This window comes from Halomonas hibernica, assembly GCF_013183775.1.
Taxonomy (GTDB): Bacteria; Pseudomonadota; Gammaproteobacteria; order Pseudomonadales; family Halomonadaceae; genus Vreelandella; species Vreelandella citrativorans.
The window spans coordinates 652,445-674,288 of the sequence record NZ_VIFN01000001.1; the positions used below are offsets into that span (position 1 = coordinate 652,445).

The 21,844-nt window shown below is 53.1% G+C and carries 20 protein-coding genes and 1 tRNA gene; 8 read left to right on the forward strand and 13 right to left on the reverse strand.

Translation table 11 applies throughout. The features are described 5' to 3' along the window. Positions 1-17: 17 nt before the first annotated feature. Together FKN99_RS03040 and FKN99_RS03045 are read right to left on the reverse strand one after the other, a co-directional pair. Complete coding sequence (locus FKN99_RS03040; protein WP_018916005.1) at positions 18-311, reverse strand: co-chaperone GroES; 294 nt, start codon at positions 309-311, stop codon at positions 18-20. Positions 312-551: 240 nt separating this feature from the next. Then, the gene (locus tag FKN99_RS03045) at positions 552-1,052 is read right to left on the reverse strand and encodes an FxsA family protein (RefSeq protein WP_172116508.1); all 501 of its coding nucleotides are present in this window, start codon (positions 1,050-1,052) and stop codon (positions 552-554) included. A 155-nt stretch (positions 1,053-1,207) separates the two neighbouring features. Here FKN99_RS03045 and FKN99_RS03050 point away from each other — a divergent pair, with 155 nt between their 5' ends. Continuing rightward, positions 1,208-1,969 (forward strand): SDR family oxidoreductase, encoded by a 762-nt coding sequence (locus FKN99_RS03050; protein WP_172116509.1) that lies wholly within the window; start codon positions 1,208-1,210, stop codon positions 1,967-1,969. A gap of 39 nt (positions 1,970-2,008) precedes the next feature. Here FKN99_RS03050 and FKN99_RS03055 read toward each other — a convergent pair whose 3' ends face one another. Next, on the reverse strand, positions 2,009-2,713 hold the full coding sequence (locus FKN99_RS03055) for a ComF family protein (protein ID WP_264757769.1): 705 nt from the start codon (positions 2,711-2,713) through the stop codon (positions 2,009-2,011). A gap of 87 nt (positions 2,714-2,800) precedes the next feature. On the opposite strand from FKN99_RS03055, the gene FKN99_RS03060 reads away from it, so the two are divergent. The 5 genes from FKN99_RS03060 to FKN99_RS03080 all read left to right on the forward strand — a co-directional run bounded on the left by FKN99_RS03060 (position 2,801) and on the right by FKN99_RS03080 (position 7,252). Next, positions 2,801-2,885 (forward strand) — tRNA-Leu (locus tag FKN99_RS03060). Between the two features lie 164 nt (positions 2,886-3,049). Beyond that, a complete protein-coding gene (locus FKN99_RS03065; protein ID WP_172116511.1) occupies positions 3,050-3,679 on the forward strand; it encodes a hypothetical protein in 630 nt (209 codons plus the stop codon). 229 nt (positions 3,680-3,908) lie between these two features. Continuing rightward, on the forward strand, positions 3,909-4,883 hold the full coding sequence (locus FKN99_RS03070) for a serine/threonine protein kinase (RefSeq protein ID WP_172116512.1): 975 nt from the start codon (positions 3,909-3,911) through the stop codon (positions 4,881-4,883). Between the two features lie 237 nt (positions 4,884-5,120). After that, a complete protein-coding gene (gene folE, locus FKN99_RS03075; RefSeq protein ID WP_172116513.1) occupies positions 5,121-5,672 on the forward strand; it encodes a GTP cyclohydrolase I FolE in 552 nt (183 codons plus the stop codon). Positions 5,673-5,794: 122 nt separating this feature from the next. Further along, the gene (locus FKN99_RS03080; RefSeq protein WP_172116514.1) at positions 5,795-7,252 is read left to right on the forward strand and encodes an NAD-dependent succinate-semialdehyde dehydrogenase; all 1,458 of its coding nucleotides are present in this window, start codon (positions 5,795-5,797) and stop codon (positions 7,250-7,252) included. A gap of 92 nt (positions 7,253-7,344) precedes the next feature. Here the strand turns inward: FKN99_RS03080 and purH are convergent, their stop codons facing one another. The 8 genes from purH to ppa all read right to left on the reverse strand — a co-directional run bounded on the left by purH (position 7,345) and on the right by ppa (position 16,212). Beyond that, positions 7,345-8,925: a bifunctional phosphoribosylaminoimidazolecarboxamide formyltransferase/IMP cyclohydrolase gene (gene purH, locus FKN99_RS03085; protein ID WP_172116515.1), complete on the reverse strand. Its 1,581-nt coding sequence runs from the start codon at positions 8,923-8,925 to the stop codon at positions 7,345-7,347. Between the two features lie 50 nt (positions 8,926-8,975). Further along, the gene (gene fis / locus FKN99_RS03090) at positions 8,976-9,299 is read right to left on the reverse strand and encodes a DNA-binding transcriptional regulator Fis (RefSeq protein WP_087105564.1); all 324 of its coding nucleotides are present in this window, start codon (positions 9,297-9,299) and stop codon (positions 8,976-8,978) included. Further along, on the reverse strand, positions 9,296-10,336 hold the full coding sequence (gene dusB / locus FKN99_RS03095) for a tRNA dihydrouridine synthase DusB (RefSeq protein WP_172116516.1): 1,041 nt from the start codon (positions 10,334-10,336) through the stop codon (positions 9,296-9,298). The genes fis and dusB overlap by 4 nt, the downstream gene beginning before the upstream one ends. Before the next feature lie 88 nt (positions 10,337-10,424). Next, complete coding sequence (prmA, locus tag FKN99_RS03100) at positions 10,425-11,336, reverse strand: 50S ribosomal protein L11 methyltransferase (protein ID WP_172116517.1); 912 nt, start codon at positions 11,334-11,336, stop codon at positions 10,425-10,427. 104 nt (positions 11,337-11,440) lie between these two features. After that, the gene (gene accC, locus FKN99_RS03105) at positions 11,441-12,781 is read right to left on the reverse strand and encodes an acetyl-CoA carboxylase biotin carboxylase subunit (RefSeq protein WP_172116518.1); all 1,341 of its coding nucleotides are present in this window, start codon (positions 12,779-12,781) and stop codon (positions 11,441-11,443) included. Positions 12,782-12,811: 30 nt separating this feature from the next. After that, the gene (gene accB, locus FKN99_RS03110) at positions 12,812-13,279 is read right to left on the reverse strand and encodes an acetyl-CoA carboxylase biotin carboxyl carrier protein (protein ID WP_172116519.1); all 468 of its coding nucleotides are present in this window, start codon (positions 13,277-13,279) and stop codon (positions 12,812-12,814) included. 334 nt (positions 13,280-13,613) lie between these two features. Further along, complete coding sequence (gene dsbD, locus FKN99_RS03115) at positions 13,614-15,494, reverse strand: protein-disulfide reductase DsbD (RefSeq protein WP_172116520.1); 1,881 nt, start codon at positions 15,492-15,494, stop codon at positions 13,614-13,616. 187 nt (positions 15,495-15,681) lie between these two features. Beyond that, complete coding sequence (ppa, locus tag FKN99_RS03120) at positions 15,682-16,212, reverse strand: inorganic diphosphatase (protein WP_087105558.1); 531 nt, start codon at positions 16,210-16,212, stop codon at positions 15,682-15,684. A 268-nt stretch (positions 16,213-16,480) separates the two neighbouring features. Here ppa and FKN99_RS03125 point away from each other — a divergent pair, with 268 nt between their 5' ends. Beyond that, on the forward strand, positions 16,481-18,199 hold the full coding sequence (locus tag FKN99_RS03125; RefSeq protein WP_172116521.1) for a protein kinase domain-containing protein: 1,719 nt from the start codon (positions 16,481-16,483) through the stop codon (positions 18,197-18,199). Between the two features lie 104 nt (positions 18,200-18,303). Here FKN99_RS03125 and FKN99_RS03130 read toward each other — a convergent pair whose 3' ends face one another. Together FKN99_RS03130 and rnt are read right to left on the reverse strand one after the other, a co-directional pair. Then, on the reverse strand, positions 18,304-19,563 hold the full coding sequence (locus FKN99_RS03130; protein WP_087105555.1) for a 6-phosphofructokinase: 1,260 nt from the start codon (positions 19,561-19,563) through the stop codon (positions 18,304-18,306). Positions 19,564-19,690: 127 nt separating this feature from the next. Further along, entirely contained in the window at positions 19,691-20,359 is a 669-nt protein-coding gene (rnt, locus tag FKN99_RS03135) for a ribonuclease T (protein WP_172116522.1), read from the reverse strand. 237 nt (positions 20,360-20,596) lie between these two features. Here rnt and FKN99_RS03140 point away from each other — a divergent pair, with 237 nt between their 5' ends. Next, the gene (locus FKN99_RS03140) at positions 20,597-21,817 is read left to right on the forward strand and encodes an argininosuccinate synthase (RefSeq protein ID WP_172116523.1); all 1,221 of its coding nucleotides are present in this window, start codon (positions 20,597-20,599) and stop codon (positions 21,815-21,817) included. Positions 21,818-21,844 lie beyond the last annotated feature (27 nt).

The following is a 21,844-nucleotide window of genomic DNA, read 5'->3' on the forward strand; positions in this document are numbered from 1 at the left end:
AGTAGTCGAGGCGATGATTAGCCTTCAACGACCGCCAGGATGTCGGCTTCGCTCATGATCAAGACTTCTTCACCGTCGATTTTTTGCTTCTCAACGCCGAAACCATCTTTGAAAATGACGCTGTCGCCAACTTTAACGTCTAGCGGACGTACTTCGCCGTTATCGAGAATGCGACCGTTGCCTACTGCAAGAACTTCGCCACGCGTGGGCTTTTCTTGTGCATTGCCTGGCAGAACGATGCCACCAGCAGTTTTCTGTTCTTCTTCCACGCGACGAACAACGACGCGATCGTGCAAAGGACGGATTTTCATGCTCACGTTCTCCTGAGTATCGTCAAGGCCCGTATAGGGCAGATAGCTAAAACAAGATTCTCGAGGATGTCCCATCGAGAAATGAAGGTTCGCGACCTTCGTTGTTAATGGTGGCAATGTCACCATCGCCACCGAATTTGTATGCTGGTTCAAAAGTGGGGGCTTCAGTAGCCCTTTCAAGGGGGTGGCAGTGAAAAAAGTGTCTTTTGTTGGATTTTTTCTTGCTAATGCAGGCTAGCGTCACCGGGTAGTTTCATCACGGCTAATGAAATCGCCTTCCAGGGGAGTCTCTTTATGTGAGGTATTAGCATTGGAGTGGCTATTTTCGTGGTAAGTCGTGCCTTCACGACGATGCGTTTTGGTAGATGTTGCTTGCTCGCTATTCACTCTGGTTTTTAAACCCAGCCACATTAATGCGTTGTACATAAGCTGTCGGGCAGTGGGGAGCAAGCAAGCGATGCCCAATAGGTCGGAGAGAAAGCCGGGCGCCATCAGTAAAGCGCCGCCGAATATAAGTGCCGCGCCGGTTAGGAGCTCGCTGGACGGTAGCTCGCCGGCTTGCATGCGCTGGCGGGCGCGGGAAAAGGTGGCCACACCCTCTTTACGAATAAGATGAAGGCCAATAACACCGGTTGCCAGCACGAGCAGTAGGGTGGTTAATAAGCCTATTTGACTACCAATCGAAAATAGCAAAATAAAATCGAGTAAGGTAAACAAGGAAATAAAAACAAGAATAGGCATGGTGGACTCCGTAACAGGCGTAATCGCTCATTATTGTGTCAAATATGCAAAAAACAAGCGCCCGAAGGTCTTTGCCGGAAAGCCCTTTACTGACAAGGGGGCGCTCCTGGATAAACTCGAATTTTGAATGCACGCTTACATTAAAGGAGTAACGGATGCAGTTAACCGATAAAGTCATTGCAGTAACGGGCGGGGCGCGGGGATTAGGCTATGCCATTGCAGAGCGTTTGGGCCAGCAAGGTGCCGCGCTTGCACTGCTTGATAGGAGTGCTGAAGCGTTGGACCAAGCGGTCTCAACCCTTAAGTCACAAGGCATTCACGCCGAAGCGTTTGTCGTCAATGTTGCCGATGAGTCGTCAGTCATCACGGCGTTTGATGATATTGCGAAACGCATGGGTGCCATCAGTGGTTGCGTTAATAATGCGGGTATTACCGAAGATGCCTTGCTGGTAAAAGCACGTGATGGCCAGGTCGAAAAGCGCATGTCGCTAGAGAGTTGGCAGAAAGTCCTCAATGTTAATCTAACCGGTGTATTTCTATGCGGCCGTGAAGCGGCAACACAGATAATCAAAGCCGGACATGAAGGGGTGATTGTCAATATTTCGAGTATTTCCCGGGCTGGCAATGCGGGGCAAAGCAACTATGCCGCCGCGAAGGCGGGCGTTCATGCGTTAACCGTCACGTGGGGTAAAGAGCTTGCGCGCTATGGCATCCGCACCGGCACCGTGGCACCTGGGTTTATAGCGACCGAAATGACGGCGTCCATGCGCCCTGATATGTTAGAGCGGATCTCTTCAAGCGTGCCATTAAAGCACTTGGGGGAGCCGGATGATATTGCCAAAAGTGTCGCGTTTATATTTGATAACGACTATTTTAGCGCGCGTATTATTGAGTGCGATGGCGGCTTGCGGCTTTAGTATCGCCTGAGCTATCACTTGGCTTTTTTGCATCATCCTCTAGCCCAGCGGCGTCCTGGCGACTGCCCAGCTATCGATGCGTGTGGCACCTGCTTGTTGGGCAACGTTCGCTAATGCATTGATGGTCGCACCGGTAGTGATTACATCATCAATCAGCGTTATATGTGCTGGAAGTGGTGCTTTGATTGAGAAGGCTCCGTGCAAATTAGCCGCCCGTTCGTGTCGGTTTAAGCTACGCTGGGAAGCGACCAGCTTATTGCATTGAGCTTCCAGCACGACAAGGCCTGTACGCTTTGCCAGTTGCTCCGCCAACCATCGCGCTTGATTGAACCCTCGCTCGCGTGCTCGTTTGCGATGCATGGGGACTGCTACCAAGGCAGTGCCTGGGTCGTCGGGTATGCTCGCCAGCATAAGCTCTACCAGCAGCATCCCAGCACGAGGAGATGCCTTGAATTTGAAATCGTGCAGCAGCTCTTTAATCGATGCTTGAAAAAGCAAAGCAGCATGGGCGTGAGTGACCAGAGGCGGATCAAGCAAGCAGTGCCCACAGCGTCGTTGTGCTGGATGATCCAGGGGCTCGGCGCATTGTTCGCAACTTGAAACGTTCCAGGGTAATTCAGTAAAACAAGCTTGGCACCAGCCTAAACCTCGACCCGCTGGCATTAAACAAAAGGCGCAGTAGCCTGGTAATGCCTTTTGAAGTTCCTTATGGGCCGCTTGCTGCCACGTTGACCTTAAACGCATACTGCTCCTGGAATGCTTTGTAATAATTATGTTGGATGATAGCGTTGACTTTTGCACCGCATATATATAATATACGTCTCGTCTTCTGCGGATGTGGTGGAATTGGTAGACACGCTAGATTTAGGTTCTAGTGCCGTAAGGTGTGGGAGTTCGAGTCTCCCCATCCGCACCAATTACTTGTTATCTCATATTTATTGCTTAAATATCAATCGGCCAGCATCTGCTTGCCGATTTTTTTGTGTCTATTTTTCGCTACCCTCCTTCCTGCCCACCTGACTTTTGCTCGCTGTTGCGCTAGCTTGATATTTCATTATTGCTTTGAGAAGGATCTCAATCATGGGATGGCTCAATGAGCACGCCCAGGCAATTTCTGCTATTGCCAGCGTCCTTACCCTGTTTGTTTGGGTTTTCTATGCTCAGCTTCTTTATAACGGCTATGTTCGGCAGCGACGTCCGCGAATTATTATTAACCGGGGCAAGGGCGTTGGGCTGGAGGCCTTGTGCTTAATAAGTAATATGAGCAATGAGGCTATCTATATTCAGCACCTGGTGGCTGTGCTACATGCCCAGGAAAGAGATTACGAACTCGATATTGTTGAATACCAACAGCAGGGCGATGAAGAGCATGAAGCCGCTTTCCGTACCCACCAGGGCCCGCTTAATTCAGGTGATTACATTCATATTCAGTCATTTGACAGGATACTGAAGCGGCTCCTTCAGCACTGGGATTTAAAAGAAGACACCATTAAACAACAGAAACCTCAGCTTGAAATTCGGGTGATTGCCATCTATGGCTCAGAAGACATGCCGGTTGGCGCCGCACGCCATTTTCATCTTGATATTTCGGCTGAGCCCGCTCGACAGCTCAACCCTTGTGATGTGGATACACATCGTATGAATAGCAGGCGCGATCGTAAACGTGTCTTAAGCTGGGCACAAAATATAGAAATACATAAATCAGATTAGCCTGCTTTTGTCATGTAAATTTCTCCAGGCTGTACGGTTTAATGGCTTTAAGCCCTGCCATACAGGGGTTAAAGCTTTGCGCTATTATCTTCGTACCCTTTTCCTCCAGGCGTTCCCCGAAGAAGGTGTACTAAAAGCAAAGGCTCAGTGCATCGATAGTGGGGCGTTCGTCAGAACGTTTCCATGCAATAGTTGATAAGATAGGCGCCCCGTTATGCAGGAGCGATCCATGTCACATCCTTTTAGTGCGCTTTCGCCCGACACGGTTATGTCGGCGGCCGAATCGGTTGATATTTGGCCCGCAGGCGAGCCTTTTGCGCTCAACAGTTATGAAAACCGTGTATTGATGTTTCGTGATGATGATGCTCGTCACTGGGTAATCAAGTTTTACCGTCCCGAGCGCTGGTCGGATGCTGCGATTCAAGAGGAGCATGATTTTTTAAAGGAATTAAGCGAGGCCGGGGTGTCGGTTGTCGCACCCTGGCGTAATAGCGCGGGGCAGTCATTGCATCATTACGCAGCGTTTCGCTTTGCTCTTTTCCCCCAGTGTGCAGGCCAAGCGCCTGAGCTTGATAATCCTGAACACCTCTTTGCGCTGGGCGAAGTGTTAGGCCAGCTGCATAACGTATCGCAGCGCAAGGTATTTCAACACCGCCCGCGCTTGGAGCTGGAAAGCGGTATAGAAGAGGCACGGCAGCGCGTTGTGGGCAGCCAATGGCTCGACAAGTTTCAGCGTCGGGCGTATGACGCGGTGATTCAAAAGCTGCAGCATCGGTTGGCGCCCAAGGCGTTGGACCCAGCATCGTTAATACGTTGCCACGGTGATTGTCATTTAGGGAACGTACTGGGCCGAGATGAGCATTTTTCCCTGGTCGATTTTGATGACTGTGCGATGGCGCCCGCCATACAGGATATATGGATGTTGCTGCCCACTGATGAGACGGATAGCTGGCGGGCGCAGCTAAGTGAGATTAGTGAAGGCTATGAGGAGTCACTAGCGTTTCCTCATGAGCAGATGTCGCTCATTGAGCCGCTAAGGGCTTATCGCTTGATTCGGCATAGCGCCTGGTTGGTTTCGCGCTGGGACGACCCGGCGTTTCCGCGTGCCTTTCCCTGGATGGCAGATAGCGGCTACTGGGATCAGCATATCCGTCAGTTAGAACAGCAGTGTTTACAGCTTGAGCGTCCTGTTTGGTTAGCTTAATAGATCTTTTGAGCCCTCTGTTGTCGTAAAAAATATACGTTGAGCGCCTTAAAAGTCGTTGCGACGCTGCCACCGAGTGGCCAGGTACGTTAAAATAAGCGCATAAATCGCCTTTGGTACGTTTAGTGGTTTCTGTATGCTTGGGCATTGTTTTGTAAGGTTGTTTTGCTTGCGTGCTGGTTACTTGATAAAGCAATAACGAGCGAGTGAGCGGGCACCGCTTTAATGAGAATGACTATGACCGACGATATCGCCCAGCACTATCGCCAAATTATTACCGCCCTTGGCGAAAACCCGGACCGCGAAGGGCTGCGGGATACACCAAATCGTGCAGCCAAAGCCATGCAGTTTTTAAACGCGGGCTATCAGCAGTCGCTGGAAGAGATTATCAATGGCGCGGTGTTTGAATCGAAGACCGATGAAATGGTGTTAGTAAAAAACATTGAGCTTTACTCAATGTGTGAGCACCACTTATTGCCGTTTATTGGCAAGTGTCATATTGCCTACTTACCTGATGGCAAGGTGTTAGGGCTTTCCAAATTTGCGCGCATCGTTGATATGTATGCGCGGCGTATGCAGATTCAGGAAAACCTGACCCGTGAAATTGCTGATGCAGTCCAGCAGGTAACCGGTGCGAAAGGGGTAGCGGTTGTCGTTGAGGCGCGCCATTTATGCATGATGATGCGCGGTGTTGAAAAGCAGAATTCGAGCATGTCATCATCGGTAATGCTGGGTGGATTCCGTGACAACCCCGCGACGCGCCAGGAATTTCTAACGCTTATTAACTAAACGAATTTCTCCACGGCCAGGATGACCATATTTGCCAAACACTTGGTTAAATACGCCGTTTCGTCTTAGCATGAAAGCGTAAATATGAGCCCACAGGGCCATCCTTTGGCCAGGAGTCTGTCATGGAAGCGCTAAAAGAGACACAGCTGTATTGCCCCTTTGCCTATATCGACGGCAGTTGGGTAGCGGCTGAAAGTGGAGAACAAATTAACGTTATTAACCCCGCCACAGGCAAACCGGTGGGGGATATGCCGCGATTAGGTAAAGCTGAAACCGAGCGTGCTATTGACGCTGCTGATGCCGCTTTGCCTGCCTGGCGGGCATTGACCGCTCAAGAGCGGGCTGACATGTTGCTTAAGTGGCATGATCTGATGCTTGAGCATCAGCACGACCTTGCACTGCTGATGACCTATGAGCAGGGTAAACCGGTTAAAGAGGCTGAGGGCGAAATTGCTTACGCCGCCAGCTTTCTGCGCTGGTTTGCCGAAGAGGCGCGGCGTGTATATGGCGAGACCATCCCTGCAGCAAAAGCCAACCAGCGTATTGTGGTAACCAAGCAGCCGGTGGGCGTTGTAGGAGCGATTACTCCGTGGAATTTCCCCGCAGCGATGATCACGCGTAAAGCAGGTGCAGCGCTAGCAGCAGGTTGTACCATTATCGTTAAGCCCGCTAGCCAAACGCCTTTCTCGGCAACGGCGCTGGCGCTCTTGGCTGAGCGAGCAGGGATACCCCGCGGCGTCTTTAATGTGGTGCCAGGCAGCGCCGCTGACATTGCTGAAGCGCTAACCCAGTCGCCCAAGGTGCGCAAAATCACCTTTACTGGCTCTACGGAAGTAGGCCGGACGCTGATGGAAAAAGCGGCGCAGCATGTGCAAAAAATATCGCTTGAGCTGGGCGGAAACGCGCCGTTTATCGTTTTTGAAGATGCTGACCTTGATGCCGCCGTTGAGGGCGCGATGGCGGCCAAGTTCCGTAATGCAGGCCAAACGTGCATTTGCACCAATCGGTTTTTAGTTCAGTCCAGTGTGATTAACGCGTTTTGCGAAAAGCTCGCGGTTGCCATGAACAGTGAGCTGCATGTTGGCGATGGTACTCAGCCAGACAACAATATTGGCCCGCTCATTGATGAAAATGGGGTCAAGAAAGTCAGCGAACACGTTCAGGACGCTATTGATAAAGGTGCTGAGTTGCTACTGGGCGGTCATCCGCATCCGTTAGGCGGTAACTTCTTCACACCTACGTTAATCAGCTTTGCCGATGCCAGCATGAAGGTTGCTCAGGAAGAGACGTTTGGCCCGCTAGCGGCGGTGTTCCCGTTCGACGACGAAGAGACTGCTATCGAAATGGCCAATGATACGCAGTATGGGTTGGCATCCTATTTCTACTCCAGCGATCTTGCTCGTGTATGGCGTGTGGCTGACGCGCTTGAATACGGCATGGTGGGCATTAATACCGGGGCTATTTCCAATGCGTCGGCGCCGTTTGGTGGTGTCAAGGCGTCAGGGCTTGGCCGTGAAGGTGGTCATCAGGGGCTGGAGGAGTACCTGGAAACCAAGTATTTATGCATTGACCTTGGCTAGTGTCGGTTAAGGCATTCTGAGCGTTATATTCATAAAAAACCTCGCAAGCAGTGCTTGTGAGGTTTTTTATGGTGCTAGCGCTAAAGCACAGTTTAGTGACGGAAGTGGCGCATTCCGGTGAAGACCATGGCAATGCCCGCTTCGTTGGCAGCATCAATCACTTCCTGGTCGCGCATGGAACCACCAGGCTGAATAACAGCGGTGATGCCCGCAGCGGCGGCGGCATCAATGCCATCACGGAAGGGGAAGAAGGCATCAGACGCCATAACGGAACCAGGTACAGAAAGGTTCTCGTCGGCTGCTTTGATGCCCGCAATTTTAGCGGAGTACACGCGACTCATCTGGCCTGCGCCCACGCCAATGGTTTGGCCGGCTTTGGCATAAACAATGGCATTGGATTTGACGAATTTGGCAACGCGCCATGCGAACGCCAAATCGCGCAGTTCCTGCTCTGAGGGTGCACGCTCGCTGACCACAGTAAGCTCGTCGCGAGTCACCATGCCCTGGTCACGTTCTTGTACTAGCAAACCTCCGTTAACCCGCTTGAAATCAAAGGCGGGCTGGAGGTTGCCAGGCCAATGTGCGCTGACATCCAGCAGGCGGACATTTTTCTTTTCAGCGATAATCGCAACGGCCTCATCGCTCACCCCGGGTGCAATAATGACCTCAACAAACTGACGGTCAACAATTGCTCGTGCGGTAACGGCTTCAAGCGGCGTGTTGAAGGCAATAATGCCGCCGAAAGCACTGGTGGGGTCGGTTGCAAACGCTTTGTCATACGCCTCAAGCGCCGTAGCGCCGATGGCAACGCCACAGGGGTTAGCGTGTTTAACAATCACGCACGCCGTTTCATCAAACGCTTTGACGCACTCAAAAGCCGCATCGGTATCGGCAACATTGTTAAACGAAAGCGGTTTGCCTTGCAGCATAGTGGCTGTCGCAACACTGGGTTCAGACGCAGTAGGGTCAACGTAAAAGGCGGCCTGCTGATGCGGATTTTCGCCGTAGCGCATGTCCTGCTTTTTATGCAACTGAAGATTAAAGGTACGTGCGAAGGTGGCATCGCTCTCGCTGACTTTACGACCCAAGTACTCGGCAATAGCGCCGTCGTAGCCCGCAGTGTGCTCAAACGCTTTAACCGCAAGGTCAAAACGTGTAGCGGTGCTCACCTGGCCATCATTGGCGGCCAGTTCTTCAAGCACGCACGTGTAGTCGTCGGCGTTAACTACGATGGTGGTGTACGCGTGGTTTTTAGCGCACGCACGGACCATGGTGGGGCCGCCAATATCGATATTTTCGATGGCGTCTTCCAGGCTGCAGTCAGGTTTGGCAACGGTGGCTGCAAACGGGTAGAGATTAACCACGACCATATCAATCGGGGTGATATCGTTGTCAGCCATTACCGCGTCATCCTGACCACGGCGCGCCAGAATGCCGCCGTGAATTTTAGGATGCAGCGTTTTCACTCGGCCATCCATGATCTCAGGGAAGCCCGTATGTTCGGATACTTCGGTGACCGGAATGGCGTTTTCCTGTAACGAGCGGAAGGTGCCGCCCGTGGACAGTAGCTCAATGCCGCGCTCGGTAAGGCTGCGGGCAAACTCAACAATACCCGTTTTATCGGACACGCTTAACAGCGCGCGGCGAACAGGAGTAGCGGTACTATCAACCATGAATAAGCTCGTGTGCAGAGTGGAACAATAAAAACAACAACGCCCCATGGTTATGGGGCGTCACCTTCGATAAGACCGTAAATCTTAAGTTTCTTGCGCAGCGTACCGCGGTTTAATCCCAGTACATCAGCGGCGCGTGTCTGGTTGCCTTCGGTATGCTCCAGCACGCAGGCCAGCAGCGGCGCTTCTACTTCGGCCATCACCATGGCGTACAGGTCGGTGGCCTGACTGCCATCGAGATGCTCGAAGTAGCGGCGCATGGCAGACTCCACGGCCTCTCTTAACGGCTGCGGCGGGGCGCTTGCCGCTGGGTCAGCGAGCGTACCCGCTAGTCGCGAGGGTAACTCGCTAGAAAGAAGATCGCGTTCGTTCATGCAGCATGGGTTCCTTTGGCTAATAGACGCTTGTCTGCGTCAAACGCCATGGCGTCGTTAATCCAATCAAATTGTGTTTCAGATGATGCCAACGCATTGAATTGCTGTTTTAGCTCGCGGCGCTTTGCATCGCAAAAGCGCAGATCACTTTCGAGATACCAGCCAATATGCTTGCGCGCAATGCGTACACCCATCGTGTCGCCATAAAAGGCGTGCAGCTCCGCTACATGCCCGACCAGCACGTGACGACGCTCCTCCAGGCTTGGCAAAGCCAACTGCTCGCCATGCTGTAGATAATGGGTTATTTGCTTGAAAATCCAAGGATTACCCTGGGCGCCACGTCCGATCATTACCGCATTCGCGCCGGTATAGCGTAGGACATCGGCTGCTTTTTCAGGACTTGTAATATCACCATTGGCAATCACTGGGATGGACAGACACGATTTGATATCGGCGATCGTGTCGTACTCTGCCCAACCAGTATAGCGCTGTTCGCGATGTCGGCCATGAACGGCGAGCGCCTGAATGCCTGCATCTTCTGCCAACCGAGCAATTCTCACGCCATTGTTGGATTCGGCGCACCAGCCAGTACGGATTTTCAAGGTAACCGGCACATCCACCGCCTTGACCACCGCATCTAAAATATCGGCTACCAAGGCCTCATCGCGCAGTAGCGCTGAGCCAGCCGCCTTGTTGCAGACCTTCTTTGCCGGGCAGCCCATATTGATATCGATAATCTGGGCGCCCAGTTCGACGTTAAGGCGTGCCGCCTGAGCAAGCATCTGGGCGTCGCCACCGGCAATTTGCACGACCCGTGGGTCGGGCTCACCCGTATGGTCCATCCGCAGTTGGGACTTTCGGGTATGCCACAGGCTGGGGTCTGAGGTGACCATTTCGCCTACCACCCAGCCAGCGCCCAGCCGCCGGCAAAGCTGGCGAAAAGGGCGGTCGGTCACGCCTGCCATCGGCGCCAGTATGACCTGATTGGGCAAGCTGTAAGGGCCGATAGATGTCGATTGTTGCGTGGCTGATGTCATGGAGTTTGCGCTGCTGGATAAGCGAGTAGGCGTTCAGGGGGGCGTATGATACGCCTACTCGGAAGCGGAATGAAGGCTGTTTCGAAGATTAACCGGGTCGATGGCCTGTTAGTCTCACCCAGCCTTCACGAATAACCGGTTCATCCATCATTATGCCTTCTGCTTCGTAGGCCTTAAGCACGTCCTGGGCCTGGTTGGCAAGAATACCTGACAGCGCAAGAAGCCCCTTCGGCGCGACATGTCCTGCAATCGTTGGCGCCAACTCCACCAAGGGGCCGGCTAAAATATTCGCAGTGACAACCGGGTAAGGGCCGCCTGTTAACTGCTCCGGATAATAGAGCGCGAGATTTTGCTCTGCAATATGATTGCGTTCGGCGTTATCGCGGCTAGCCTGCAGCGCCTGAGGGTCAATATCCGTGCCATCGGCGTGCTGAGCACCTAGCTTAAGCGCGGCAATGGCGAGAATGCCCGAGCCACAGCCAATATCCAGCACGTTCTTGTCGCCAAGTGTGCCATCAACCGCTAACTGATCAAGCCATTCAAGGCACAGTGCGGTAGTAGGATGAGTGCCGGTGCCGAAGGCTAAACCTGGGTCTAAAATTAGATTGACCGCGCCTGCTTCAGGCGGTGTATGCCAGCTAGGAACAATCCATAAGCGCTGGCCCATCTGGAGCGGTTTGAAGTCATCCATCCACTCGCGTTCCCAGTCGCGGTCGGCCAGCAGCTCATACTCAATGGTGGGGCAGGATTCATCGGGCATTTGTTGCGCCCAAGCGCTTTCGATGCGGGCCAGCATGCTTTCCACGCCCTCCAAATCATCGTACAGGCCGGTCAGAATGGTGTCCTGCCAAAGCGGCGTGGTGCCGCGTTCTGGCTCAAAAACGGGGTCATCATGAGCATCCTGAAGCCCAATGGCGGTAGCTCCCTCTTCAAGCAGTAGCTCTTCCAGAAGTTCAGCCTGTTCAGGCGCTACGTGGGCTTTGAGTTGCAGCCAAGGCATGGGGAGTCTCCGCGGTAGGCATAATCGATAACGGGGTGGGCTTGGCCGCCCCGTTGGGTATTACTCGGCAACACTATGAAATGCTTGCTTGGAACATGGAGCGTTTAGCCGGCAAGTTTCTTTTCCAGATAATGAATGTTGACACCGCCCTGGCGGAATTGGCTATCGCGCACCAGGTCTTTCTGTAGGTCAATGTTGGTTTTGATACCTTCGACCAGCAGCTCATCCAGTGCATTACGCATGCGCGTTAACGCGATCTCACGATCCTCGCCCCAGGTGATCAGCTTGCCAATCAGTGAGTCGTAGTGTGGTGGAACGGTATAGCCTGTATACAGGTGAGAATCCATGCGCACGCCCAAGCCGCCTGGGGCGTGATACAGCGTCACTTTGCCTGGTGATGGCATGAATGTGCGTGAGTCTTCCGCATTGATCCGACATTCAAACGCGTGGCCGTTAAGCTTAACGTCTTCCTGGCGAATCGACAGTGGCAAGCCTGACGCAATACGCAGCTGTTCTTTGACGATATCCACGCCGGTGACCATTTCCGTTACCGGATGCTCAACCTGAACACGTGTGTTCATCTCGATAAAGAAGAACTTGCCATCTTCGTACAGGAACTCGAACGTACCGGCGCCGCGGTAGTTAATTTCAATACAGGCCTGGCGGCACGCTTCCAGTACGTCGGCACGTGCCTTTGGGTCGAGGCCGGGGGCAGGCGCTTCTTCAAGTACTTTTTGATGGCGGCGTTGCAAAGAGCAGTCGCGGTCATAGAGGTGGATCGCATTGCCTTGGCCATCGGCCAGAACTTGTACTTCCACATGGCGCGGTTTCTCAAGGAATTTTTCCATGTAAACCGTGCCATCGCCAAACGCTGCCTGGGCTTCGTTTTGGGTAATGCTAATGGCAGACAGTAACTGGTCTTCTGAATGCACGACCCGCATGCCACGACCACCGCCACCAGCCGCTGCCTTGATAATAACGGGATAGCCTATACGCACGCCAGCCGCCAGGCTTGCGGCCTCATCATCGCCCAAGGGGCCATCAGAGCCAGGTACGGTAGGTACGCCTGCCTTCTTCATGGCTTCAATGGCGCTCACTTTGTCGCCCATTAAGCGAATGGTTTCAGCGCGCGGACCAATAAAGGTAAAGCCGGAGCGCTCAACCTGCTCGGCAAAATTGGCATTTTCAGACAAAAAGCCATAGCCGGGATGAATGGCGCTTGAGTCGGTCACTTCGGCAGCGCTAATCAGCGCGGGAATATTCAAGTACGATTGGGCCGAAGAGGCCGGGCCAATGCACACTGCCTCATCCGCCAAGCGTACGTGCATCAGCTCGCGGTCAGCCTTGGAGTGTACGGCGACGGTTTTGATGCCCAGCTCTTTACATGCCCGTAGAATACGTAGGGCTATCTCGCCGCGGTTCGCGATAAGTACCTTGTCCAGCATGGGAGAGTCCACCCGTGTTGATGTGAAAGATTAAGCGAGGACGATCATGGGTTGATCAAATTCCACCGGCTCACCATCTTCCACCAGGATGGCTTCAACCACGCCGTCGCGATCAGCTTCAATCTGGTTCATCATTTTCATCGCTTCAACGATACATACCGTGTCGCCTTGCTTAACGGTGTCGCCTACTTCAACAAACGATTTTGCACCCGGTGCCGGGCTGCGGTAGAAGGTGCCCACCATCGGAGAGTTAACGGCTTCACCGCGGAAGCTTGCGCTGGCAGGCTCCGCGTCAACGCTGGGCGCTGTAGGTGCTGCGGGAGCCGGTGCAGGCGCTGCAAAGGGTTGGGAATACTGGGGCATTGGCTGGGGCTGCCACGTAGCACCGTTAGGATGGCGGCTGATGCGTACTGACTCTTCGCCCTCCTGAATTTCAATTTCGCTAATGTTGGATTCTTCGAGCAGTTCGATCAGTTTTTTTACTTTGCGAATATCCATATTGGGCCCCGTAGATAGATGAAGGTTGCTGCCTAACACGCTAGTGATAACGCTTAAGTATCGCAATGTTTAGCGCGCAGTAAACCAAGTTAAGAAAAGAAGAGAACGCAGCATGATGGCGAACGTTACCCCTCTAACAGCTTAAAAATCGAGCATTTAACTAATATGGAGGCGGAGTTTGCCGAAAAAAGCGGAACATGTCCAGCGCTAGTCCAGTGCAGAGCCGAGGCATAAAACGCGGTATGCCTCGATGGCTATCTTTACCGTTTAGCGAAGAGCATGCTGTTATCGGTACTCAACAATTGCCCCCAGGGTACAAATAAAGTTCAGGCTTTTAGCTTAATAGCCACTGTTTTAAGGATGAAAGATGCTCTGCAAGCACGTTGGCGGTGACCTCCCCTTGGATCCGCGCTGGGCGTATTTCTGTGCCTTGATCAAAGAACAGCAGGCTGGGCGGCCCAAAAAGCTGGTACTGGTTAAGTAGCTGCCTACTTTCAGGGGTCGTATCGGTGACATCGACGGCAATTAGCGTGAAGCCTTCCAACGCCTCAATAACACGTGGGTCTGGATAAACTTCACGCTCCATCACTTTGCATGAAATACACCAGTCAGCGGTGAAGTGGACAAAGGCGGGTTGATGGGCACTGTCTGCCTGAGCAAGAGCTGAGCGTAGTTCATCCAGGCTATCCACGGTTACAAAATCAAGCGCCGTTTCTTGAGTGGCTGTAGCACTATGGGAAAAGCGCAGCGGTTGAAGCGGGTTATTATTGCCCTGAGCTGCGCCCAACACGAGGGCAACCCCCCAGGCAAGCAGCATCAACCCCAGCGTTTGTCGCGCACGCGACCAACCTAACGGTGGGTTCAGACGTAACGCGCCCAGCGCCAGCGCGCTGCCTATCGCCAGTGCTGCCCAGAGCAAGAGCCCTACAGGCCCAGCTACAAGACGCTCAATCATCCAAATGGCCACACCCAGCAGCAATAAACCAAAGCCGGTCTTAACGCCGTTCATCCAGGCGCCTGTTCGCGGCAGTAGGGTAACGCCCAGCGTGCCGACCAGTAGCAGCGGCAACCCCATACCAAGACCCAGCGCAAAAAGAACCGCGCCCCCAATAGCAGCGTCGCCGGTAGAGGAAATAAAGACCAATGCACCGGCAAGCGGTGCGGTAACGCAGGGCGATACCACCAGTACCGAAAGCGCGCCTGCCAGGGCGAGCCCGCCCGGGCCACTGCGTTGTGCCCGAGCTTGCCATGCCTCGATGCGGTGGGTCATGCGTGACGAGAAACGTAACTCGAAGGCGCCAAACATGGCGAGCGCAAACAGCGTGAAAAGTAATCCAAACGCTATTAATACAGGCGCCGACTGAAGGCGGGCTTGCAAGTTTAGGCCTGCTCCAAAGAGCCCCATTAAGACACCGACAATGGCGTAGGTCGTCGCCATGCCCAATACGTAGCTTGCCGAAAGAACAAACGCACGCGGTTTAGTCGGGTTCTGACCAACGATGATCGAGGAAAGAATGGGAATCATGGGTAAAACGCAGGGCGTAAATGTTAAACCCAGCCCGGCAATAAAGAAAAGCCCCAAGGCCAGCGGCAGGCTTGCCTCGCTTAGCAAGGCGCTAAAGCGGCTGTCGGCACTTTGCGGTGTGTTCAGCGCTTGACGAGAAGCGTTGAGGTTTTCCGGCTCGGCGCTGCTCGCCGCTTGGGCCGGCGCGGCAACGCCTGTTGATGGGTGGCTGTTTTCGGCTAACCATTGGGCATATTGAGCAGGCGGCTGTGACTCAGCGGCCTGTAGCGGTACCTGTTCAGGTGGGTAGCAAAGCCCGGCATCGGCGCAGCCTTGAAAGGTAAGCTCAATGTCGATGGGGCCTGAATAAACGTGTTCAAGCGGTGTCTCAAACACCAGTATGTCGCGAAAGGTGTAGACATCGCCCATAAATTCGTCATTGGTAAAGGTGCCTTCGGGTAGAGCAGGGCTACCCAGTGCCACAGAAGGCGTTTGGCTGTTAACGTCAAACTGATGTCGGTAAAGGTAATAGCCTTCAGCACTTTGAATGCCGATATAAAGTGTTTCGCCATCGTGCCAAGCGGTAGGCTGAAATGCCTCCATTACGGGCAGAAACTGATCGTTGCTGCTGGATGAAAACCATTGTGCGTGGGCGAATAACGGTAGCCAGCAGAGTAGCCAGAATAAACCTAATCGTTTGACGGATAACACGATACATCCTTAACGGCGATATGGCTGAAAAGCACCCGCATTAACATGGCGCATAATATGGAACGAGCGCTTGGTAGCACTTGTGAAAGATCCGCGCGCAGTGATAAAAAAATGGCTAGTGGGTGTAATAAGAAGGCCGCCTATTGGCGGCCTTCTTAATAGAGACAAAACAGCGCGTTTAGTTCACTTACGCCTTTTGGTAAGCGGCCGCTGATTTCTCAATAGCTTTACGCGCTGCTTCAACGCCTTCCCAAGACTCAACTTTTACCCACTTGCCTTTTTCAAGGTCTTTGTAGTTTTCAAAGAAGTGAGCGATTTGCTGACGCAGAAGCTCGGGTAGGTCGGTAACTTCCTGTACGTCATCATAAAGCGTGCTGAGTTTGGGGTGTGGTACGCATACCAGCTTGGCATCTTCACCTGCTTCATCGGTCATGTTCAGGATGCCGATGGGGCGCGCACGAATAATGCTGCCAGGCGCTACCGGGTGCGGTGTTACTACTAAGGCGTCGAGTGCATCGCCATCATCAGCCAGCGTATGGGGGATAAAGCCGTAGTTGGCGGGGTAGAACATTGGGGTCGCCATAAAACGATCAACCAATAGTGCGCCCATATCCTTATCAATTTCGTATTTGATAGGCGAGTGGTTTGCAGGAATCTCGATCGCCACGTAAATATCGTTCGGCAAATCCTTTCCGGCTGGGATGTTATCGAAGTTCATCGTTGAGTCCTTAGAAGTTCTTGGGTGTTGCAGTGGCTAAGCAATTGATGCGTTGCACGAATAGTCGGGAATTATACGAAGATGGCTGGGCGATTGCCAATGCAACATGGGCGCAGCGCCGACGCTATCGCTTAATGGTAGCGGTAATTTGCTTTTATCGCAGTGGTCGCGACGTTTGGTGGGCATCGCAGTAAAGCCGTTGCGTGTATTATAGCGACCATGAAGTTTTGTCATGAAGTTATGTTGAGCGGTTCGCCAAGGAGGATGAGTGGGGCATGCCCAGTTGCTGATCAGTTATGGTCAAGCGTTTGTTGCGCCTGACCGACGTTTGCATCGCAGCTCCATGTCGGTGCGTTTCCCTGATGCACCGCTATTAAAGGTCAAAGGGGGCTGCGCCGTTATCAGCGACTCTGTGTCGCGCAATACGCTGGCCAAACAGGCGGGTGATTTAAGTGTGCGTGGCTTTCTAGCGGATTACTTTTCTACGCCAGACCATTGGGATACTAAAACGTCAGCAACACGCGTGCTACGTGCGCTCAATAGCTGGTGTTACAGCCAAAGCCAGCATGTAAAAGAGGGTGGCTTTGTTTCCTCAATGTCGGTGGTTGTCTTTCGTAAGTGCGAAGCGCACCTGTTTCATATGGGGGACACGCTGGTGTTTCGCTTGCGAGGCGCTGAGTTTGAGCAGCTGACGCGAGACCATGTGACCGATATTGGCGGCTACCACTATCCGTCCCGGGCGCTGGGAATGGATGGCAGTGTGGACATCGACTATACCCATCTGGGCCTTAAACAGGGCGATATTTTTCTGTTCACCACGCGTGGCGTGCGCGGTACGCTGTTGCCTTCCGACTACGTACGCTTGATTCGCCAGGATGCCAGTGACCTGGATGCGGCTTGCGAACGCCTGGCCAGTGAAGCTAAGCAGCGCGCTCAAGAGCGAGGCTACGGAGGGGATCAATTTTGCTTTCAATTGGTGCGTATTGATGAGTTGCCGGAAGAGTCACCGGACGACCCGGGGCTGATTTACGGTGATTTGCCGATTCCGCCTGAACTTGCGCCGGGCGAGCGGCTTGATGGGTTGGAAGTAATAGAAGTGCTGTCGCGTAATGCGCAGTCTCGTGTCTATCGGGTAAGAGACGTGCATACCGAGCGCGAAATGGCAATGAAGGCGCCAAGCCCTGAGCTATCGCTCCGTAATGCCTATCTGGAGCATTTCCTGCTTCAGCAGTGGATCGTTGAGCGGGTTAATTCGCCTTTTATCGCTAAGGTCGTAAAGCCCTCAAGACCACGCCGCTATCTTTACTACTTGATGCAGCATGTTGAAGGGGACACGTTGCGCCAGTGGGCCGAGCGGCATCCTCAGGCCAGCCTTGTCCAGCGCTTGGATATCGCAAATCAATTGGGTAAGGCCGTGCAGGCGCTGCATCACCGCGACATTATTCATCAGCAGATTACGCCGGATAATATTTTAATTGATAGCCACGGTAAGCTGGTGCTCAACGATTTTAGCGCGTGCCATATGCGTGAGGTGGACGGTCACCGGCATTCAGGTGAGTTGTTGCGCCAAATTGGTTTTAACGAACACACCGCGCCTGAGTATGCATTGGAAGATAGCATTGGCCGCCGCAGCGATCAGTACTCTCTCGCTTCAACCGTCTACTGGCTGTTAACCGGAGAGCTACCTTACCAACTTACCCCGAACAAGTTGCGCAGCCATACGGATTTAGAAGAACTTAGCTATCGCAGCTCGCGAACTCATAATCCGGAAATTACCCAAGAGCTGGATGATGCCTTACGGCGTGCATTGGACCCACAGCGTGCGCTGCGCTTTAGGCGTCAGTCAGAGTTTCTGCATGCACTGCGTGTCCCGCTAGGCCGTTTGCCTGCCCAAGAGGACGCTCGCCAGGAGCCACGTCGTCATTTCTGGCAAGGCGTTGCCGGTGTGTTGCTGCTGCTATTGGTGCTTTCGTGGCTATTAAGGTGATGTGCTAGCGCGTTAAGCAATGTATATCTGCTAAAAAACGGGCGATGAGATAATCATCGCCCGTTTTGGTTATCGCCGTTGGCAACCCCGAAAGGGGTGGCGCCTTATAGCGTAAACGTGGGGAGTTTTTGGTCCACTTTGGCAAGTTTCAGCTTAGCCACTTTGGGCAAGCCGTTCTCAAAGGGCGGGAAGTCTTCGCCTTGAATCAACGGTGAGAGGTAATCACGGCATGCCTGGGTAATCGCAAAGCCGCTTTCACTGATAAAATCACGCGGCATGAACTTTTCCTGGTTGGCAATCTGGGCCAACGGCGCGGAAATGACATCCCACTGATAGGGTGATTGAGAAATACGGCGAATCGCGGGCATCATCGAGTTCTTACCTGCCAGCGCGAGCGTCACGGCTTCACGGCCAACCGCATAGGCTTGTTCAACGTCTGTTTTCGAGGCTAGGTGGCGAGCTGCACGCTGTAAGTAGTCAGCGACGGCCCAGTGATACTTGTAGCCCAGGTCTTGCTTGATCATGCCGGCGAGCGTAGGCGCAACACCACCCAGCTGGCGATGACCAAAGGCATCGGTATTGCCTGCATCGGCCAGGAAGGTGCCGTCTTCATAACGTGCGCCTTCTGATACCACGATGACGCAGTAGCCGTTCTGTTTCACGCTTTCCTCAACTCGTGCCATGACGGCTTTACGGTTGAAGGCGATCTCGGGGAAAATAATCAAGTGAGGCGGTTCACCTTCGCCTTCACCGGCTAATCCGCCAGCCGCTGCAATCCAGCCGGCATGGCGCCCCATCACTTCAAGTACGAAGACTTTGGTAGATGTTGCGCACATGGAGGCGATATCGAGAGAGGCTTCACGTGTAGAGGTGGCAATATATTTGGCAACGCTACCAAAACCCGGGCTGTTATCGGTAATCGGCAGGTCGTTATCCACGGTTTTAGGCACGTGAATAGCGGTTAGCGGGTAGCCCAGCTTTTCTGAAAGTTGAGAGATCTTCAGGCAAGTGTCGGCACTGTCGCCACCACCGTTATAGAAGAAGTAGCGAATATTATGTGCCTTAAATACCTCAATTAACCGCTCGTACTGAGTGCGATGGGTATCTATATCTTTTAGCTTATAGCGGCAAGAACCGAATGCACCGCCGGGCGTATAGCGTAATGCGGCAATCGCTTCGTCGCTTTCCTGAGTAACATCAATGAGGTCTTCGGTTAATGCGCCAATAATGCCGTTATGGCCCGCGTATACCTTGCCAATTTGTTCGGGAGCTTGTCGGCATGCTTCGATAACGCCGCAGGCGCTGGCGTTAATAACGGCGGTAACGCCGCCTGACTGGGCGTAAAAGGCATTATACTGAGCCATTGAAACGTCTCATCTTTTGAAAAGCGAAAAAGTAAAGCACACAGAAAGCGTTGAACGCCTTCATCAACGGTGCATGTAAAGTGTCGAAGTTTAGCGTAAAGCCCTCGTCACTGCATCCAGCCTGGGGCTATTCACCGTCATCCATGTCTTGCTCTCGTTGGGCCAGGCGCCATCCACCCAGGTCTTTATAACGATTAACCATGGCGCAGAATAACTCCGCCGTGCGTTCGGTATCGTAGCGTGCTGAGTGTGCTGCTTTATTGTCAAATTCGATACCGGCCGCACGGCATGCTCGGGCCAGTACGGTTTGGCCGTAAACAAGGCCTGCCAGCGTCGCGGTGTCAAAACTTGAGAAAGGGTGGAACGGATTGCGTTTAACGTTGCAACGATTAGCGGCAGCGTTAAGAAAACCCTGATCAAACGCCGCATTATGGCCGACTAAAATGGCGCGCGAACATCCGTGGGCTTTTATAGATTTGCGTATAGGGCGGAAAATTTCACCCAGCGCTTCTGCTTCGCTGAGCGCTACCTGGCGGCGTAGCGGGTCATCCAGATTGATACCGGTAAAGTCCAGCGCTGACTGTTCGACATTGGCCCCTTCAAAAGGTTGAATGTGATAAGCATAGGTTGCATCAGGCAGTAGGTTTCCTTCCGGGTCCATGGTGAGCGTGACGGCTGCAATTTCAAGCACGGCATCACTGTGGGCATTGAAGCCGCCCGTTTCTAAATCAATGACAACCGGCAGATAACTGCGAAAACGTTGGGCCATTAATTCGCGGGCAATTGCCTCGCTCATGCAGCTCTCCTTAGTACAGCGAGTAATCGTCAAAAATGGGCGGTAAGCCGCCTCCTGGATGGTGTGATTCTAGCAGCTTTCTGTATAAGGCGTCGCTGACGGTATTCGCTAGCCATAGAGAACGCTATACTTGGCGTTTACTTTGATATGTTGTGCGCTTAAAGGCGCCGTATTCGCTGGTGAGCGTCGTTTCACACACGTGGTTTTATAAACAGTTTTATAAACAAGGAGCAAAGAATGTCCGATGTCAAAAAGGTTGTGCTGGCATATTCAGGCGGCCTGGACACCTCTGTAATCGTTAAGTGGTTGCAAGAAACTTACAACTGCGAGGTAGTGACCTTTACTGCCGACATCGGTCAAGGCGAAGAAGTCGAGCCGGCACGCGCGAAGGCACAGGCACTAGGTGTTAAAGAAATTTACATTGAAGATTTGCGCGAAGAGTTTGTACGCGACTATGTCTTCCCCATGTTCCGTGCCAATACCGTTTATGAAGGCGAGTATTTGCTGGGCACCTCCATTGCACGCCCGCTAATCGCCAAGCGGTTGATCGAAATCGCCAATGAAACCGGCGCCGACGCTATCTCTCACGGTGCAACCGGTAAAGGTAACGACCAGGTGCGCTTTGAGCTGGGCGGTTACGCACTGAAACCTGGCGTTAAAGTGATTGCGCCGTGGCGCGAGTGGGATCTAACGTCTCGTGAAAAGCTGATGGCTTACTGCGAAGAGCACAATATCCCGGTCGACTTCTCCAGCAAGAAGAAGAAATCGCCGTACTCCATGGACGCCAACCTGCTGCATATCTCCTACGAAGGCGGCATTTTGGAAGATCCGTGGGCCGAAGCTGAGGACGATATGTGGCGTTGGAGCGTATCGCCTGAAGCCGCCCCGGATCAGCCTACGTATGTTGAGTTGACGTTCGAGAAAGGCGATATCGTTGCCATCGACGGCGAAGCGCACAAGCCGCACGAAGTGCTTGAGAAGCTCAATAAGGTAGGTGGCGATAACGGCATTGGCCGTCTGGATATCGTAGAGAACCGTTACGTGGGCATGAAGTCGCGTGGCTGCTACGAAACACCTGGCGGCACCATCATGCTTCGCGCCCACCGTGCCATTGAATCGCTGACGCTTGATCGTGAAGAAGCCCACCTCAAAGATCAGCTAATGCCGAAATACGCAGAAGTGATCTACAACGGCTACTGGTGGAGCCCCGAGCGCCGCATGCTGCAAGCCGCTATTGATGAGACGCAGGCAAACGTCTCGGGCGTTGTGCGCATGAAGCTCTATAAAGGTAACGCCACCGTAGTAGGACGTAAGTCCGAGCAGTCGTTGTTCGACGAGTCCATCGCAACGTTTGAAGATGACGCCGGTGCTTACGACCAGAAAGACGCGGAAGGCTTTATCAAGCTGAATGCATTACGTTTACGGATCGCCGCTGGCAAAGGCCGTCAGCAGAGCTAATTCCGATCAAAAGCGGCAGGGTTTTCC